The organism is Compostibacter hankyongensis, assembly GCF_039541075.1.
GTDB lineage: Bacteria > Bacteroidota > Bacteroidia > Chitinophagales > Chitinophagaceae > Compostibacter > Compostibacter hankyongensis.
In genome coordinates this window covers 290,657-308,957 of record NZ_BAABFN010000004.1, presented here as the reverse complement: position 1 = coordinate 308,957, position 18,301 = coordinate 290,657, and the positions used below count along the sequence as shown (strand labels likewise).

General features: G+C 56.2%; 10 protein-coding genes. 1 reads left to right on the top strand and 9 read right to left on the bottom strand.

What is annotated here, in order from left to right:
* Nucleotides 1-85 precede the first annotated feature (85 nt).
* Nucleotides 86-760 (top strand): beta/alpha barrel domain-containing protein, encoded by a 675-nt coding sequence (locus tag ABD851_RS10280; RefSeq protein WP_344978857.1) that lies wholly within the window; start codon nt 86-88, stop codon nt 758-760.
* Between the two features lie 78 nt (nt 761-838).
* Here ABD851_RS10280 and ABD851_RS10275 read toward each other — a convergent pair whose 3' ends face one another.
* The 9 genes from ABD851_RS10275 to ABD851_RS10235 form a co-directional block, all read right to left on the bottom strand.
* Nucleotides 839-2,446, bottom strand: a complete 1,608-nt coding sequence (locus tag ABD851_RS10275) for an IPT/TIG domain-containing protein (protein WP_344978855.1) — start codon at nt 2,444-2,446, stop codon at nt 839-841.
* 38 nt (nt 2,447-2,484) lie between these two features.
* On the bottom strand, nt 2,485-3,201 hold the full coding sequence (locus ABD851_RS10270) for a hypothetical protein (RefSeq protein ID WP_344978853.1): 717 nt from the start codon (nt 3,199-3,201) through the stop codon (nt 2,485-2,487).
* A 65-nt stretch (nt 3,202-3,266) separates the two neighbouring features.
* The gene (locus ABD851_RS10265) at nt 3,267-4,754 is read right to left on the bottom strand and encodes a RagB/SusD family nutrient uptake outer membrane protein (protein WP_344978851.1); all 1,488 of its coding nucleotides are present in this window, start codon (nt 4,752-4,754) and stop codon (nt 3,267-3,269) included.
* A gap of 20 nt (nt 4,755-4,774) precedes the next feature.
* Entirely contained in the window at nt 4,775-8,023 is a 3,249-nt protein-coding gene (locus ABD851_RS10260) for a SusC/RagA family TonB-linked outer membrane protein (RefSeq protein ID WP_344978849.1), read from the bottom strand.
* 62 nt (nt 8,024-8,085) lie between these two features.
* The gene (locus tag ABD851_RS10255; RefSeq protein ID WP_344978847.1) at nt 8,086-9,138 is read right to left on the bottom strand and encodes a DUF5007 domain-containing protein; all 1,053 of its coding nucleotides are present in this window, start codon (nt 9,136-9,138) and stop codon (nt 8,086-8,088) included.
* 38 nt (nt 9,139-9,176) lie between these two features.
* Complete coding sequence (locus ABD851_RS10250) at nt 9,177-10,775, bottom strand: carbohydrate-binding protein (RefSeq protein WP_344978844.1); 1,599 nt, start codon at nt 10,773-10,775, stop codon at nt 9,177-9,179.
* Between the two features lie 9 nt (nt 10,776-10,784).
* On the bottom strand, nt 10,785-12,269 hold the full coding sequence (locus ABD851_RS10245; RefSeq protein WP_344978842.1) for a RagB/SusD family nutrient uptake outer membrane protein: 1,485 nt from the start codon (nt 12,267-12,269) through the stop codon (nt 10,785-10,787).
* Between the two features lie 17 nt (nt 12,270-12,286).
* Entirely contained in the window at nt 12,287-15,283 is a 2,997-nt protein-coding gene (locus ABD851_RS10240) for a SusC/RagA family TonB-linked outer membrane protein (protein ID WP_344978840.1), read from the bottom strand.
* A gap of 600 nt (nt 15,284-15,883) precedes the next feature.
* On the bottom strand, nt 15,884-18,286 hold the full coding sequence (locus tag ABD851_RS10235; protein WP_344978838.1) for a glucan 1,4-alpha-glucosidase: 2,403 nt from the start codon (nt 18,284-18,286) through the stop codon (nt 15,884-15,886).
* Nucleotides 18,287-18,301 lie beyond the last annotated feature (15 nt).

The window sequence follows — 18,301 nt, the reverse complement described above, 5'->3', positions numbered from 1 at the left end:
CTACGAAGATAACGTTCTGATATTTTTTTCACCGTAAAAAATGATATTGAAAAATATTTTTCGACTTTTGTTCCAAAACAAGCCTATGCCAGGAGAACGCGATCCGAAGATAGTGCTGCAAAAGATCCTCGATACCGGCATCGTTCCCGTTTTTTACCACGACGATCCGGAAGTCTGCAAAAGCGTGCTGAAGGCCTGCTATGAAGGGGGCATCCGCGTTTTTGAGCTCACCCACCAGGGGTTCCGCACACAGGAAAACTATATTCTGCTGAAAAAATACGCCCAGCGGCAGCTGCCGGACCTGTATCTCGGCGTGGGCGCGGTCTGGAATACGGAGACTGCCGCTACCTTTATCAATTATCAGGCTGATTTTATCGTGGCGCCGCTCACCATGCCGGAAACCGGCGCGTTGTGCCGCGAAAAAAACATGCTCTGGATCCCGGGCTGTATGACCCCCACGGAGATCGGCCTTGCAGAGAAAGCCGGTGCAGCCCTGGTAAAGCTGTTCCCGGGCGAATTGCTGGGGCCGGAGTTCGTACAGCTGGTCCGTCCGCTTTTCCCCAACCTGAAGTTCATGCCCGCGGGCGGCGTGGAGGCCACTACCGTAAGCCTGACCCACTGGCTGGAAGCCGGCGCTTCGGCCGTAGGGATGAGCGGCAGCCTGATCAGTCCCGATCTGGTCGCCGCCAAAAAGTACGCCTTGCTAAAAGAAAAGGCGCAGCTGGTACGGAAGATCATCGACCGGTACCGGGCGGTTTGATTTGATAATTTGACGATTTGATGATGTGCTGATTATTTTATTATCAAATTACCAAATCATCAAATCGTCAAATCAAGTTCACTGATACGTCATGCGTACAATACGGTTGGCCGTCCGGTAGTCAAATTTGGTAAAGCCGCCGACCATGATGAAGGCGTGGTCCGACGGCAGCGGTACTATTTTGGTAATCAAACCCAGGGAACCGGAATTGTCCAGGTTAATGCCCCCGTTGGTATTGTAGGTTTCATGGATGCTTCCGTCGGCATTCAGGACAATGAAATTATTCCGTTCTATATTGCCGTAGGTCCGGAAAAGGCCGCTGACGATGATCTCTCCTCCCGGCATCACATCGGCGCGGCGGAGAAAGCCGTCGGCCGTACCGGCCGTATGGAAGGTCGGATCGAGGCTGCCGTCCGCGTTGATGCGTACCATCTGCTTCTGGGGCTTTCCGTCATAGGTGTTGAAGGCGCCCACCACCAGGAACTTTCCGTCCGGCTGTTCCGTTAGGCTGATGATCGGCAGATCCGCTCCCGGTGAGCTCTTAAAGGTAGGATCGAGACTGCCGTCGGGGTTCAGCCGGGCGATGCGGTGCACCTCTTTACCGTCGTACTTGGTAAAGCTGCCTGCGATCAGCAGCTTGTCGTCCGGCAGCAGTATGGAGGAATTGATGGAGCCGTTGATCGTTTCCTTCCCCCGGTGATTTACCAGGTCGTAGTGATAAGAAGAGTCCAGGGTGCCGTCCTGGTTCAGGCGGGCAATATAATACATCAGCGTAGAGTCGAGGTGGGTGGAGTCCTGGCCGAGCTCGGAAGTCAGGTCGTAATTTGTGGTCACATAATACCGGAAGGGGCCAATCACCATCATCTTGCCGTCGGACTGTACATGCATTTCGCTGATCCCGCCGGCCACGCCGCCCCTGATGGCAGAAACCCATTGCTTGTTGCCGGAAGGCGGGGTCACCTGTACGGTATCCAGCATTCCGTTCCCATTGATCCGGGCAATGCCCGAGATGTTGGAATGAATGCCGTAATTCAGAAAGCTGCCCGCGATCAGGTATTTCCCGTTGTTGAGGGAAATGACACGGGAAACGCTGCCCATCGCGCCCTGTGCGCTGCCATACTTAAAATTGTTACGGTCTATGGTGCCGTCCCGGTTGATCAGCGCAATGTGATTGATATCCCCGGCGATATTGGCATTGTCATAGTTCTTAAAATCACCCGCGATGATGAACTTGTTGTCGGTAGTAGGACAGATATCCAGGATGCTGTTGTCTGCCCCTCGAAAGCTGGGGAAAAGCGTATCCATCGACAGCGGACCCAGTATCCGGAAAAAGGGCCCGAAGAAATACTGGTCTTCCACCCGGGCCGCAATAGCGCCGGTGCCGGCCAGCTGCGGCACCTTCACCCGTACGGAAGAGTCGCTCACCTCCAGGATCTCGGCCGGTTGGTTATTGAACAAAATGGAGAGCTTGTCCTTGTTCTTTGCAAAGCCGGCGCCAAAGAGCGTCACCTCCTGGTTCACTGTCGACTGGGTCGGGGTTACGCCGTTTTCTTTGAACTTGAGCGCCGGCGACACCGTGTCCTTGTAAGGGTCTTCCCCGTTAGTGGAAACCGCACTTTTGGTACAGGCGCTCCAGCAGGCGCAGCAGCACAACACAAAACCGAGAATGTAAGCCGTTTTATTCATAGCGATCTGTTGAAAAATACTAAAATGATTTGCCGGGTCTATTTTCCCCTTGCGACAAGATTCTGCTCCGCCACCCGCGCAAATTCGCCACCCCGGAAGCCAAAAATGTTATGGTTGTTCAATACATGTAATACACCGTTGACCGGCTGTATGTCCGAGGAGGCGACCCGTATGGAGCTGTTGTTCCGGAAATTGGTGGGGTCATAAGTAATATCGGTCAGCTGCAGGATCCGGGCGCCCACCGCTTCCACACCGTTATAGTCCTGGTACAGCAGCCCGATGTTCATGACATAGCCGTTATACATGACGTAATTGATCCCCGGATAGGCGTAGATGTTCAACGGATCCACCCGTGCAAAGTCCTTCGCCAGGTGCCGCCCCCGCATGATATACATGCCCAGGAAATGATCCCATACCTCCGGCGGGATATCTTCGAGGTGCACCGAATCCTCCACATTGTAATACCGCACATCATTCAGGTCGTCCATGGCCTGCCGGATGGCATCGTCGGTAAAGGAGAAAAAGGTGACGCTGTCTTTTTCCAGTATCTCCTTATAGCTGGAATGCGCCACCACCCAGGCCACCGTATCCAGGTAGTAGGGATTGTTGGCCAGGTAGTCGTAGATGCTGCCGTCGTAATGCGGATCTGCCGTGCCGCCGTTTACAAAATAATCCTTGGTGCAGCTGCCGCCCAGCAACAGTATCCCGAACAGAAAGGGCAAGGCGTATTTTTTGGTTATATCCAGAGGCTTCATTGCCGTAAATTTTACCATTACCATATTTTTATCATTCCGAAAAAAGCGCATTTGCAAACTCGTCGTTACTTGGCCCAGTAAGGGTTCTGGCTGACCAGCGGGTTATCCTGGATAGAGGCGGTGGCAATGGGCCAGGTCCAGGCCTTTTCCTGCATCTCCTGCTGGGTCAGATGGGTTTCACACCATTTTTGGTCCGTGATCCGGCCGGTCCGTATAAGGGTATACCAACGGTCTCCTTCCCCCATCAGCTCCTTCTCGCGTTCGAGGAAGATGGCGTCCTGGAGCGCCGGTCCCCCGCCCCCGACATAGGGCGGGGTGTTGGCCCTTTGCCGGATCATGTTCAGCAGCTCGATCGCCGGACCGTTGTCGCCCAGATCGGCGAGGGCCTCTGCCCGGAGCAGGATGAGCCCCGCATAGCGGAACAGGATGAAATTGGCATCGTAGTCCCGGGTGCTGGGGTTGGATACGGCGGAGAACTTCAGGAACATCGCAGACTGCGGATTTTTGGTCGAATAGGGATCGTCGAACCAGAGGGTAAAGCGGTCGTCGGGAATGCCGGAAGGATACAGCTGATCCAGGAACTCCCGCTTCGCAGTGATCTCGCTGCCATACCCGCCGTAAACGGCGCCGTTGCTGTGAATGATCGGTTCGTGCAGCACCCACTGCGCGATCAGGCCGTGAAACTGCTCCCCGTAGTTGATGTCCAGGGAAAGCTCAAATATTCCTTCCTCGGAACGGCCCTTAAAGATATCGGGAAAAGTTTCCTTGGTATAGGGCACCAGCCGGTAAGCGCCGAGGTCCATGACCTGCTTGGCCAGATCGGCGGCCTTTTGCCAGTATGCCTTCTGATTGGCCTTGTCAAAGCCCGCCTTCCACATATAGATATTGGCCATCAGGGTAAGGGCCGCGCCCTGGGTAGCCCTTACGGCCCGGTTGGTGGGGTCGGTATAGGATACCGGCAGGTCGTTTTTGGCTGTTTCCAGATCGGCCAGGCAGGTATCCAGCACAGTCAGCATATCCACCCGGGGCTTTGGACTGGTATCATAGGGATCCAGCTGCAGCGGCACATCCGAGTACAGCCGGACCATATAGAAGTAGGTAAAATCCCGGATAAAGCGGGCTTCGGCCACCAGCGCCCGTTTGTCGCCCTCGCTGAAGCCCGGATCGTCAATCCCCGGGATACGGTCGATGGCCAGGTTGCATTCGGCGATCGACTGGTAAAAGACGGACCAGTCCAGGATTGCCGAGGCGTTATCCTGCAGGTTGATATCCGGGTTATTGAGGTCATTGTCCGCAATGGTCATCAGGTTTACCTTGGCAAACCAGTTCCAGTTGCCCGGCCGGAAGTCGCCTACATTGTACATGGGCGCCTGCGTAAATTTGGCCAGCAGCAGACTATAAGCTCCGGAGATGGCATGCAGGGCATCTTCCTGGGTCTTCCAGAAATCGTTCCCGGACAGGCTGTCGATCGGCTTTACATCCAGGAACTTCCGGCAGGACACGATCCCGGTCAGCAGCACGATACCCAGTCCGATTTTATAGATTAGCTTCATATACATATCATTTTCCGGGTTTAGAATTCAGTGGACAATCCTATGGTAAAGGAGGCGGCGGAAGGATACCCGCTGATATCATCCCTGCCGAGGTCCGTTACGGTTTCCGGGTTCGGCCCGGAATAGGGTGAAAAGATGCCGATGTTGTATGCCGTCACATAGGTCCGCAGCAGGCGCATGCCCCAGCGCTTCATAAAGCCGAAATCCCTGAAATTGTAGCTGAGGGTGATCTGGTTGATCTTGAAATAGGAACCGTCTTCCTGGAACAGGGTCTGGTCCAGACGGTAATTGATCGGTCCCAGAGAATGGTAGTACTGCTCCAGCGCGGGATATTTGGCATTCACGCTGCCGGGTTTCCAGTAGTCGATCAGGCTGAGGTCGTATACATTCACCGGGCCTTCGGCGGTACCGGTGATCTTCAGCTGGTCCGGGGACTGCATACGGCGCATACGGCCGGCCAGGGCATTGTTCAGGATGCTCCGGTCCAGCACATAAGAGCAATAGACATTCAAAGAAAAGTTACGATAGTTGAAGGTATTGGAAATACCGCCGGTCACCAGGGGCTCTGCGGGGCGGCCGGTGGGGATGTTATCGTCCCGGTCGTCGAGGGCATAGTCCCCGTTGATGTCCAGCCAGTTGACATCTCCTGCCTGGAAGTACTGGTTGGTGCCGTTGCCGCGGAAGGCCTTGTACCGTACGCCCCTTACCGGGTCCACGGGCACGTCGTCGGTCGACTGGAAAATGCCCAGCGTTTTGTAGATATAGTTGGCGATCACATTGTTCCCGACCTGCAGCGCAAATTCCTGGTAGGTGGGCGCGCCCTGTTCCTGGCGGTAGAACTGGAGATCGCCGGGCAGGTGGGTGAGCACGCCCCGGTTATACGCGCCGTTCACATTGATCGTCCACTGGAAGCCTTTGGGATCGGGGGATACAATGGGTCGGCCGGTAATGGTCAGCTCATGGCCGAAGTTGGCGATGCTGGCCCCGTTGAGCTGGATCTTGTTGAAGCCGGTAACATTGGGCAGATACAGGTCCCGGACGATGTTAAAGGTCTTTTTGAAATAGGTGTCGTAGATGATCTCCAGCCGGCTTTTAAAGAGCCCGAGGTCCACTCCGAAATTGTACTGATAAGATTTCTCCGGTTGCAGGAAGGGATTCGGCAGGATATCCGGGTTCGGGATGATGGCGGGAATATTGTTGTAGCTGGTAGAGGTCTTAAAGGAGCCGAGCGAATTGACGAGGGTAGCCGTAGCGCGACTGTTCTGTCCGTAGGTCAGACGGAACGATCCGAAGTCCAGCCAGTTGAACTGGCTCATCCAGTGCTCCTTGTTGAAGTTCCAGCGGAAGCCGATGGAGGGGTTTACGGTATAGCGGTTGTTCACACCGGCGGCAGAGTTGCCGTCCAGCCGGTATGCCAGATCGATATTGTATTTCGTCTTGTAGTTATAGGACAGGGAAGCCGCCCAGGAAAGTGCGTGGTACAGGTTGGATACCGAGGTGCCGTTGTCGTTGATGCCGGCGGCGTCATTCCAGGGGTTACCCGGGTAAAACCGGGGAGAATATCCCCGCGGCCCCCAATAGTAATCGCTGGGACCGTTCCGTACATCGCGGATATGCTGGTTGTCGGTCTTTACGTTGATCTCGGTAAAAAGGCTGGCATACACGTTATGTCCCCCTTCCGCATTGGTCTTGTCGCTGTTGAAGTTATAGTTGATGCCGTTCCGCGAGTTGAGCTCATCCCGCCGGCCCACAAAACCGTAGAGCTGGGTCTGGTTGTTGTTGGCAAAGGCCTGGTTAAAGCGGTCGCGGGTATCGGTGTAATAGTCATAAGAGGTGGTGGAGTTGATCCGGAAGTTGGGGATGAACTCGTAATCCAGGTCTACGAAAGCCCGGATATTGACCGTATTGTTGTCGTCCATGTTGTTTTCATAGCCTTCGAACTGGGGGATGCCGACGAAATGCGCCGGTCCCGGCAGCAACGAGGAGGTAAAGGCATCCCCGGCCCCGTTGCCGGTCAGCCCGCCCCCGTTGCCGCGCTGCTTCTGGCCCAGCGCGCCGAACAGCTGGGTGCTGATACGGAGGTTTTGCATGGGCTGCATGTTCAGCTGCATGTTCAGGCTGTACTTGTTAAAGCCGGTATTCTTGATCACACCCTGGTTCAGCTGGTAGGACAGGTTGGCCTTGTAGTTGAGCTTGGGATTCCCGCCGCTGATCTGGACATTGTTGTTGGTATTGATGGTGGTCTGGTAAAACAGGCCCTGCCAGTCGGTGGCGTTGTTGTAAAAGGGGTTGAGGCTGTCGGTCAGGAACTGGGCGCCGTCGGCCGCCAGCATATTACGCGCCGTCTGCAGGTCTTTACTGTAGTTCAGGATACTGTTCACGCGGTACCAGCGCTCGAGGTTGCCTCCCCAGGTAGGCCGCAGCTGGGGCGGGAAGTTGACGAATACGCTGCTGTTCACATCAATGATGGGGGTAGGCGAGTTTCCTTTCCGGGTGGTGATGATGATCACGCCGTTGGCCCCGCGGGAACCATAGAGCGAGGTGGCCTGGGCATCCTTCAGCACTTCTATGGTCTCGATATCTTCCGGGGGGATCAGCGCCAGCGGGCCGGTAGCAGCGCCGGGTTGCAGCATATCCTGCGAAAAGCCGCCGTCGTAATCCACCGGCACGTTGTCGATCACCAGGAGGGGGTTGTTGGTGGCAAGATAGCTCTGGTCGCCGTTGCCAGAAATGCTCAGCTGGGAGATGCCGCGGATGGACACCGTACCCCGGAATCCGGGCGCACCGGTATTGTTCTGGATATTCAGACCCGCCACCTTACCCTGCAGCAGGTCCTGTACATTGGCCACGGGCGCATCCTGGATCTGGTCGTGGCCGATCACCGATACGGCGCCCGTGAGGGTCTCTTTCGTCTTCCGCTGATAGCCCACGATCACCGCTTCCTTCAGGGAACGGTCGCCCAGCTCAAGGGAAATGTTGACCCTGCCGGAAGCCGCCTTCACCGTCTTGGAACGGTAGCCCACAAAGCGGAACTGGATATTGGTGCCCGCAGGTATCGAGATGCTGTAATTGCCGGCAGCGTCGGTTACGCCCAGCCCCTTGTTGGTTTTCGGGTTCCACACGCTTACGCCGGGGAGCGGCTGATGCGACCGGGCATCCACTACCTTCCCGGTAACGGTAACCTGGCTTTGCTGCGCATGCACCATACCGCCGCATACCAGCAGGGGCAGCAGCACTACCATCCATATCTTAAGGTAGCTCTTATTCATGGTACTAAAAATTTTACAAACGAGAAGAATGGCATTCGGAAACATTTATTTTTCTCAATGGCTCAGTCATCATCAAATTTTGGATTCTTGTGAAACTGGAAGATCACATCCCAGTTGCCCGGCTCATAAATGGAAAAGGAGAACCCCAGTCCGGCATCCACCCGATGGTTAAAGGATATCCGGTTATACGAAAAATCGATGTGCGCAACATCCCAGTTGGTAGATACATCGGCCAGCACCGGGAACGGGTTGGTGATGTCAAAGGTCACCTTTGTGCTGTCGGCATTCATTTTCCGGTTGAAGCCGAAATACACATCGGCATCGGCCATGTTGCTGTGATACTTCAGACTGTCCCATTTGGTGGTATTGAAATGCGACAACGAGATGGGCACGGAGTCCTGGTCCAGGAAGATAAAGCTGACGGTATTGGTCTTCCCCGTACCCGTTTTCCGGAAGCTGATGTATACGCTGTCCGCAGGAAGCGGGCGGCTGAGCTCATCCACCATGCCGTAAGACGTGGGATGGGTCACCCCGCCGTCCTTGATCTCTTTTCTTTCACCGGTGATGTCGTCAAATTCATACGGATCGTAAGGATGGGGGCGCCGTACGCTGAGCACGAGGTTATGAAATACCTTTTCCCCGCCGTGGTTTTTTACCCGCACATCGAAATAATAAGTGCCGGGCTTCACCTTCGACGAATCCGTATTCCAGAAAAACAGCTCGCCAGAATGCGGGCGGATCTCGAATATCGGCTTCTTTTCGGTATAGCGTTTGGCTTCGACCTCCGCAAGCGTCTTTTCATTGCCCTGGTAAAAGGTCTTCCACTCGCGCGCATCGACCTGCTGCAGCAGCTCGGGCGCCGCGCTGCTGTCCTCATGCCGGACATTCTCAATGGTGAAATCCAACGGCTGGGTGGAATAGTCTGCATTGAAGATGTTGATAAAGACATTGGTCCTGCCGAGTATGGCCGTAAAGCTCGTTACGCTGTAGTTGGCGTTTGCGCTGAAGTAATCCTTTTTGTCCGGTACAAACCTGTCGTAACAGCCGGTGGACAGCAGTCCGAGCAGCAGGACGACGGAAACACCCGCGACAACTCTTCCTGGTTTATGCATCATCATCATATTTTCAGTGAAAGGTTATTTTAATACCCGGCTTATTGTTTGGTAAAGATGAAATTGTGCAGGTTGTACCCGCTGTTTTCCAGGAAGAACCGCATTACATGCCGTCCCGCCGTAAGCTCCACGGTAGCCGTGACGCCCGTCCAGTTCTGATAGCCTCCCGTATTGGGCACGATGAGCGTCCCGGTCTGGTTCACCCCGTCAAATTCGATATGGAACCTGCCGGCATCTCCGGGCGAAGCCACGCGGGTCTCTACCTTGTAAGTACCGGTCTCGGCCACATTTACGGTATAGATCAGCCATTCCCCGGCTACGGTCCAGCCGATATCATGGCCGCCTTCCGAGGCGTTTTCTATATCCACGCCTTCGTCGGTCCGGTATACGCCGGGACCGGTGTTGGCCGGGTTATCGTCGTGATAGGCAATGCCTTCCCCTCCCTTGTCGTAATCCGCCGCCTCAAAGGTGCCGGGGATGGCCGCAGGCGTCCCGGAATAAGGGGCGGGCAGCGGTTCGGCAAGCTTGGTAAAGGTCATCTTGGTGGCGTTGTACGCCCCGGTATCCTCGAAGAACTTCAGGATGTGCTTGCCTTTGGTCAGGTGTATCACGCGGGATACGTTCGTATAGCTTTGGTAGTTACCCGTATTGGGCACTTCCATGGAACCGGTGACATCCACCCCGTCTACTTCGAGGTGGAAATTGCGGCCCCCGTTCGGGGAGGCGATACGCACTACCGCCAGGTAGTCGCCGGTCTCCGCTACATTCACGGTATAGGATATCCATTCGCCCGGCGCCGTCCAGCCCACATCGTAATCTCCTTCGGAAGATACTTCCAGGTCGACCGATTCGCCGCGGTACTGGTTGCCGTTGTTGGACACGTCATTGTCGTGATAGGCCAGCCCTTCCCCGCCGAGATCGTAATCGGCCAGCTCGATCACGCCGGGAATGGCGCGGGGCTCGCCCTTATAGGGTATCTGGGGCAGCGCCAGCCGGATAAAGGAATTAAAGCCGAAGATATGTTTGGTATCCAGCACGTGGATCTCCCCGTTCTGCGTCTTCAGGTCGGCGGTCTGCGTGGTGGCGGGCACCCAGTCCCGGATAAAGCGGGAGTCGTTCATATCGTTGTACTGGATCAGGATGGGTCCGCCGTCCTCGATACCGGAAGCATTCACATGTACGGTACGGGCATTCATGGCATGGCCGGCCAGCGTGTTCAGCGTTACCCCATCGGCCAGATCAACCGAATCGGAGTTGATGATCCCTTTTACGAGGTAACGGCTCAGCAGGGTATCCCATACGGCTGCCGGGATGCTGTCCAGGGTCCAGTTGGGTTGCTGGCCGCGTTGTTTCCGGTTGTAGTTCAGGTTGTCCATGGCCGCAAAAATGCTGAAGTCCTGCGGCACGAAAAAGGTAACGGCTTCCTTTTTCACCTGCTCGTCCAGCCCGGTCTTCCGCAGCAGGTAAAGCAGCGTGTCGTACAGCCCCTGCTGCTGGCTGAGGAAGTCGTATGAATTCAGCCCCACCTCCTGCACCGGCTTGGCATTCCGGAACTCATTATCTTTTTGGCAGGCCTGCAGGGCGAGCAGACAGATCCCCGCGAGCAGGAGCAGCTTTTTGCTTATCGATTGCGTAACCATAGTCAGGACTTATTTCCAGTAGTTAGATTGTACCAGCAATTTATTCTGCGTCAGGGCTTCCTGGCTGATGGGCCAGTAACCCGCCCCATTCTGCACATCGGTTTCGGAAAGGGTGGAGAACTGGGGCACCTTTCCAAAATGCACGAGGTCGAACCAGCGCCAGCCTTCCCCGATCAGTTCCCGGCGGCGTTCCTGCAGAATAGCATCCAGCAGCGCATCGCCGCTCAGGGATCCGTCCACGGCATGCAGCTTACGGCGGCCGCGCATATCGTTCAGCGCCCCGATGGCATCCCCGTTCTGCCCCAGCCGTGCAAAGCATTCGGCACGCAGCAGGTACAGCTCTTCATACCGGAATATGACAATGGCGGAGGAGTAGCGTCGCAGGGTCGGGTTCTTGACTTCGGCATTCAGCTGCTTGACCTTATAGAATACCGGGTCGACCGTTTCCATCTGGGTAAAGAAGAAGCTGGGCCGTTCGTCGAAAGGCTCGTTGTAGATGGCGAGGATACTGTCTTTGGAGACATAGATCTCAGACTGCGTCTTGGGGATATCCGGCTCGCGGAGGGTCCAGTCTTCCAGCTGGCCGGTGGTGGATATTTCCGCATGGTCGAAGTTCATGTCTACCTGGAAAATATTGCTGAAACCGCGGCCCCGGAAGGTGCCGTCGAGCCGGCTGAGATCGGAGGTGGACACGAAGCCGTACCCGGTAAGGCTCTGGTTGTTGATCACCTGGTTGATATACAGGAGGGCTTTGTCGTATTCTCCGTTCTCGGCATAGATATGCGCGGCCAGGGTATAGGCCATGCCTTTGGTGATAAAAATGCTGGCATGATGACTTACGCCCTGTCCGCGATAGTCGCCGGGGGCTTCGGGGAAGGTGCCGTCGTATTTCCAGGGCAGCCCGTCCGCGCAGTCCAGCGCCTCCCTGGCGGCGAAGTCCAGCACCTTTTTCCGGTCTTCCCGGGCTTTGGGCTGAAAGGTACCGTCGGAGGGCTCGGTGATGAGGGGAACATCGCCCCATACGCGGGTGATGTAGTAATACAGGAAGGCCCGGATATACCTTACCTGGGCCAGGTCCAGCTCCATGGCGTTGACCGAATACCGGTAATCCCGCTCCGGCACCTCGGGCAACCGGGCTATGGCCAGGTTACACTGCGCTATGGCGGCATAGAAACGCCGCCAGTCGCGCCACTGGCCCATGGCCGGGTAGCTGGACTGGAGGTTGTTCTCGGTCACATCGCGGAGATCTTCCCGGCTGGTGACGGTGAAGTCGCCCGCGCGCAGCTCTCCGTATACCCAGTAAGCATTCTCGTTGAGCAGGGCGGCGCGCATCATGGCATAGCACCCGGCGGTAGCGGCCAGGGCATCATTTTTATTCTGCCACATATTTTCTTCGCTTACCGCACGCTTGGATGGGACATCCAGCATCTTGTTGCAGGAACAGACCATCGCCGTCAGGATCAATCCTATGGTCAGGGCGGAAAGGTTACGCATGAGCTGCAATTTTTGAACTAAAACTGAAAATTAAAACCAAGGGTAAAGCTGCGGGGGGCGGGCATATTGTAATAGCCCTGATCATACCCGAAAAAGTCAACCGCTTCGGGATCGCCGCCGCTGTATTTGGAACCGGTCCACAGGTTGTTGGCCGTGCCGTACACACGCAGGCCCTCGATGCCGGAGCGCTGCAGCCAACGGCTTTTGCCAAAGTCGTAGGTCAGCGTTACCCCGCGGAGCTTTACAAAAGAAGCGTCCTCAAGAAAGAGGGTCTGATCCGCCTGGTAGGGATCCACAGGACTCCAGGGATTATAAAGCGGGTACAGGCTGTAATCGCCTTCTTTGGACCAGAAGTTGACTTCCTTAACGCCGCTGATATCATCCACGCCTTCCCGGTTGACAAAGTCGAAGCGGTCGGCCATATACTGGTTGATCACCTTCCGGTCAAAAGCATAGGTAAACAGCAGGTTCAGCTGAAGCTGACGGTAGCGCAGGGTAGTGCTGAATCCGCCCATCACCGCGGGAGAGAGCCTGCCGCGCATCACGCGGTCCTGGTCGTCGATGACATAATCGCCGTTCAGGTCCTGCCATTTCGGGTCGCCGGCCTGCAGGGGAATGCCTTTATAAGAAAGTCCTTTGCCGGTTTGCGGGTTCACCGGAATATCGGCGTCGCTATTATAGATGCCCTCATTGATCAGCACCCAGTAACGGTCCACCGGCTTACCCACGAGTAGCCGGTGCCCGTCTACCACCAGGTCGGTCAGCCCGCCGGGCAGCGCCTTCAGCTCATTCTGGTTGGAATAGGCAGTCAGGGAAGCATCCCAGCCAAAGTCGTCGCCCTGCACGAGGCTGCCACTCAGGGTGACTTCATAGCCATAGTTGCGTATCGAGAGGCCGTTTTCGATGATCCCGGTATAGCCCTCTTCCTCTACAGTAGGCACCTTCAGCAGCAGGTTATGATCCGTTTTGGAATAAAAATCCACCTGTACGCCGAGCCGGTCATGGAAGAAGGAGGCATCCAATCCTATATTACCCTGCTCCACATAAGCCCAGGTAATGTCCGGGCTGACATAGCCGGTGCCAAAGGCGGCATTTATGGCCGGGAATGCATTGTAGGTAGAGATGTCCGGAGTGCCGTCCCAGCCTACGTCCACATTATAGATGGGTCCGTCCTTGTAGTATTCGTCGAGGAAGGTGCGGCCTACCCGTCCCCAGCTGGCCCGCAGCTTCAGGTTGCCGACCAGGGGGTTGTCTTTCAGGAAATCCTCGCTGGATATCTTCCAGGCTGCCGACACGGTGGGCGAAAACAGCCAGCGGTTGGCTTTGGGCACATTGGAGCTGCCGTCTTCACGCAGGTAAACATCGAGAAAATATTTTCCCTGGTAATTATAAGCGATGTCGCCGTAGAAGGAAGCGAGGATATTCTGCGTATAGTCCTTATAGTTGGCCGTGAGCCGGAGATTATTGGAAGCCCCCTGGTGGTTGTCGTTATTTCCCGGCTGGTATATCTTGATATAATCGCTGTTGCCGCGGTAAGCTTTCCCGAAGTCGTAGCGCCATTTATCCCACTGGTCGTACTGGCCCAGGGTCACCTGGAATGCATGGCCGTTGTTTGTCTTCTTCGTATAGGCAATACTGTTATCAAGCGTCAGACGGCGGTTCAGCCCGTCGAAGTTGGATACGAAATTGTTTCCGTCGCTGATGGTGGTGGGGATGAAAAGATCGCGGAAGTTTTGTCCGTAATCGATCCCCAGGCGGGAGTTGATCATAAACCCGCCGGCTATGCGATACTGGGCGTTGGCCAGGGCGCGCACGGAATTGTTGCGGTTATTGTTAATGCCGTTGCCCACGTTCTTATAATACTGAGACAGGAAATCCTTGTTGGGAGAAGGCGGGTTTTCCAGGTTCAGCAGGTAATCCTCATCGCCGATACGGTCACGGATCCAGCGGCTGCGGTCCTGGTGCACGGTGGCCGCCGCAATATAAGTGGTCAGCAGCAGGTTGCGCACCGGCATGATGTTGATGCCGAAGTTCAGCCCGTAACGCTGCATGCCGGTTTCATCCGCTACACCCTGCTGGGCGGCATGGTTCAGGCTGAACCGGAAATTGGCCAGGCGGGTACCGCCGTCCACAGAAGCCTGTATGCCGTTGCTCCAGGCATTGCGGTAATAAAGATCGTCCCAGTTGGCCGGTCCGAAATAGGCCAGCTTGGTGGAGTCGGAAAGGTAACGGGGGAAAGCGCGCAGCTGGTCGTCGGTAGCATATTTCTCATAGAACTGCTGCCGGAAATCCCGTTCGAATTTTGCATTGACCGGCTCTATCTGGGGTTTTAGGGAATACCCGATATAGCCGTTTACCGATACGTGCATTTTGCCCGAACGGGGACCTTTGGTGGTAATGTTGATGACGCCGTTGGCAGCGTTGGGTCCGTACTTGGCGCCGGCGGAAAAGTCTTTCAGCACTTCGATGCTTTCGATATCATTGAGGTCCAGGAACGACAGCAGGTTGATCTCGGTTCCAAGCCGGTTGAAGTCGTATCCCTGTATATCGTAGGCAAAGGGGTGGTCGAGGATCATGGGCACCCCGTCTACCACAAAGGTGGGCTGGGCATAGAACAGGTCGCTGTTTTTAAACAAAAGCCGCGAGGTCCCCCGGACAAAAACGCTGACACGCTTTCCCGGCTCCCCGGTATTGTTCCGTACATCCACGCCGTTCACGCGGCCTACCAGCATCTGGTCCACACTGGTGTAGGGCATCTTGTCCAGCTCATTCATATCGGCTTTGGAAACCGCTCCCCTGCTGTGCAGAAACAGCTCGTTGTTCGGAAAATAACCGACGGTATCCCGTTCCTGCAAGGGAATTTTTTTCAGCCACTTGAGCGTATCCGCGGCCTCGGGGGTCTGGGCGGTATCCGCCGCAGATTCATTCTGCTGGGCAAAGAGCGTCCCCTGGGCCAGGAGGCACAGCGCAAAGGGCAAAACCATCTTGGTGCGGAGAAGGTAAAGGAATCGCATGCATGTGTTTTTTAGCAGCAGCGGCTTAGCATAAGCATCGCTTCCGCGTACAACTTTTACCAGATATAGTTAGTGCTGTTCTTTATGGACCGGCTATGCTTCAGCCTGAGCCGGCAAACCGGGATACATTACCCGGCGGATGCACCTCCGGAAAGGTCTACAGATAATAAGAAGAATTCATGGGGAGCACGAAAGCGAGCCGGTGTTTCCGGGAGGCCTGAGCGTGTTGAAGAAGCGTTGTGAAAAAGCAAAACAGGGGAACTCCTGAATACACGAGCACGGGGAGTAAAGCTGGCATTTCATGGATCGAGATTTCGGATGAAGAAAAAGCTTTTTACATCAATGGTCAAAGCATTTCATATTCACTCGTTTTTCAGATAGGCAGCACTTGTATTCCGCCACATGGGTTGATGAGCATGTTCCGGAAATCAGCTGCTCCATCTGAAAAAACAATCGCCTTAAGACGATCATGCAATCAAATATAGAATGCTAAATCGATTTCTCATAACTTTTTTTCTTCTTTTTCTTAAAAAGGGGCCGGAAGTCGTTGCTGGCTGCTTAAAGAAAATTTTCAGCAACCCGTCCCGGTACGTCTGTGTATTAAACGACGGTGACGCAGAAGTCATTTCCCTCCCAGCGGTTGGCTTCCGGCCAGAAAAAGGTAAAAAAGATTTCCGTTCCTTTCTCCAGCTCGGCGGTAGGGATGTCCACATAGTATCTTCCCCAGCCGCTGTCCGTACCGGGCGTATCCCGGGGATCGAGCCATGCGTTCACGCTCCAGTGCAGCTGCAGGGGAGCGCCCGCTTCCACCCGCAGTATCTTTCCTTTCTCCACCCGGGTTACCGGGTAGCGGAATCTCCACAGGGTATGGAGCGCTTTCTGCCCTTTTTCCAGATAGCGCCGCCGGGTTTGCTCGGGCAGGTCAAACACGCGGCCGTCGCGCAGCGAGCGGACCAGCTTTATATATTCGCTGTGCGCCCACACGAGGGGCATGGCAGAACCGGCCGGGCGGCCCGGGAACAGCTCGCGCTCCGGTATGGCCGCAGCGTCCCAGATCTGCTCGGGCAGCATGCCGCCTTCTCCCGCAAAAAGCCCCATCGTTTCCAGCAGGGTTTCTGCACGCTGCCGGTTACCGGCGGCCAGCTCATAATGCGCGCGTTCGCCGGTCAGCAAGGGCCAGGCCCGGCCTGTGCCGGCACCGTCAAAGGGAGCACCGTCTGCATGCTCGCCATAGCCGTCCTCGTTGTACCGGTGCCAGCAGTCCCCGAAAGGCGTCTCTACCTTCAGCAGGGCGTCGATGGCAACCAGGGTATCGGTAATGCGCTTGTCGTCTGCGGCGCGGAGTCCGAAGCGGACCAGGGCGAGGGCATCCGGGCTGACGATCCTTGCCGCATTGACGTACTCGCTGGTCGGGAGATTTTTGATGAGGATCATCTCCTGGTCGTATCCGTCCGTGCCGTCCACATCCGGAGGAGCGATGCGGACATAATAGCCGGAGATGCCCAGCGAGCGGGACAGGGGCGTATCGCTGACATAGGTCCATGACTCGATCATTTCATTCCACGCATCGGCGATATGCCGCAGATAAGCGGCGGCAGCCTCGCCGTCGGTAGCCTCCAGCAGGTCGGCGGCGGCCAGCAGGGCGGTGATGACCGTAGCGAGGGTAAAGGGAGAATAGCCGCTGTTTTCTTCCCAGCGGTCTTCGGGCGAGCAGGGGCCGTTCCGCAGGATAAAACGGATGGCCTGCCGCAGCATCGGCAGGTAAGGCGCCGTAGCCGGCGGCGCGAGCACCTGCTGCTGACAAAGCAGGTTCAGCAATACGACCGGGAAGGCGGTTTCATCCAGCTGAAGCCCCTGCCAGTAGGGGGTGCCGTCCAGCCACATGTTCTGCTGCCAGTGCCCGTCCGCCTCCTGGGTCACCCGCAGGTAATCCAGCACCCGCAGCGCTTCCCGGCCGGCCCCGGCGGCAAGGAGGCCCCCGGCGGTCTCCACCAGGTCCCGAGGCCATACCAGATGATACCCGCCCAGGTCGTCGTCTCCCTTGGAAGTGCCCCAAGGTACCGAAAGGCTGGCCAGGAATCCGCCGGGAAACTGGGGCGCTTCGTGGGAAAGGATCACGGCAGTGCTTACACGGTACAGGTCGTGTTCCGCCTTTTTTCCCGCAGGAAGGGGCAGCAGGCCGGACTGCCATTCCTGCCATCCTTGGACATACTGGTCCCTGGCTTTTTCAAACCCGTCGCAAAGGCTGGCCAGGGCGCGCTGACCGGCCTCATGGGCGTTCCGCCCGAAGCCGGTCACGACCAGGAAGGGGGCATCGCCGGCAGCGGCCAGGTCAATTTCCCCGCAGAGGGCCACGTTCCCGTTCTCCGCCCGCTCGTACAGGCGGGTGAGCCGCTTGTTCACCGAAATGTCCTGCCAGGCATCGGAGCTGCCGACAAAACCGACCGAACGCCGGAGATAGGGCACGGAGCAGCAGAGCGCCACCGCCGCCCCGTCGCGGGAGGCAAACAGCATGGGGGTACCTTTATACTCCCCGTACCAGGCGGTATTGCCCCAGCCGGCATTCATAATATGGGGCGCCAGGAGCGCATACAGCTGATAATCTTCCCGCTTTCCTTCGAGGGGGATGAACTTCAGCTCCTGGAGGAGGCTGTTGCGGAAAGGGTCAGTGAGTATGGTTTTCTCGATCCGGTACCGCCCCTGCCGGCAGGTGTTGGTAAAATGATAAAGCGGAACGGAGGGCACCGGGTAAGAAAGCCTGGAGACTGTATGCCGCTTTTCTTCCGAAAAAAAATCCTTCCCGTTCCCCACCAGGAAACCCATATCCCGGATACAGGCAATGTCCACCCGCGGATAAAACACTTCGTTCAGGATACCGTGACTCGTTGTAAACCATATTTCGCTGGAACGGTTCAGCGAAGTGCCGACCCCGCTTTTATTGCTGCTGTTCCAGCGCGGCGGGATCCCCGGCCATCCCGGGGCATATTGCATGGCTGTTTCCATGTTTTTTTCTTTGAA

Coding starts and splice junctions, on each gene's coding strand:
- ABD851_RS10280 (WP_344978857.1), top strand. CDS start 86: ATGCCAGGAGAACGCGATCCGAAGATAGTGCTGCAAAAGATCCTCGAT.
- ABD851_RS10275 (WP_344978855.1), bottom strand. CDS start 2,446: ATGAATAAAACGGCTTACATTCTCGGTTTTGTGTTGTGCTGCTGCGCC.
- ABD851_RS10270 (WP_344978853.1), bottom strand. CDS start 3,201: ATGAAGCCTCTGGATATAACCAAAAAATACGCCTTGCCCTTTCTGTTC.
- ABD851_RS10265 (WP_344978851.1), bottom strand. CDS start 4,754: ATGAAGCTAATCTATAAAATCGGACTGGGTATCGTGCTGCTGACCGGG.
- ABD851_RS10260 (WP_344978849.1), bottom strand. CDS start 8,023: ATGAATAAGAGCTACCTTAAGATATGGATGGTAGTGCTGCTGCCCCTG.
- ABD851_RS10255 (WP_344978847.1), bottom strand. CDS start 9,138: ATGATGCATAAACCAGGAAGAGTTGTCGCGGGTGTTTCCGTCGTCCTG.
- ABD851_RS10250 (WP_344978844.1), bottom strand. CDS start 10,775: ATGGTTACGCAATCGATAAGCAAAAAGCTGCTCCTGCTCGCGGGGATC.
- ABD851_RS10245 (WP_344978842.1), bottom strand. CDS start 12,269: ATGCGTAACCTTTCCGCCCTGACCATAGGATTGATCCTGACGGCGATG.
- ABD851_RS10240 (WP_344978840.1), bottom strand. CDS start 15,283: ATGCGATTCCTTTACCTTCTCCGCACCAAGATGGTTTTGCCCTTTGCG.
- ABD851_RS10235 (WP_344978838.1), bottom strand. CDS start 18,286: ATGGAAACAGCCATGCAATATGCCCCGGGATGGCCGGGGATCCCGCCG.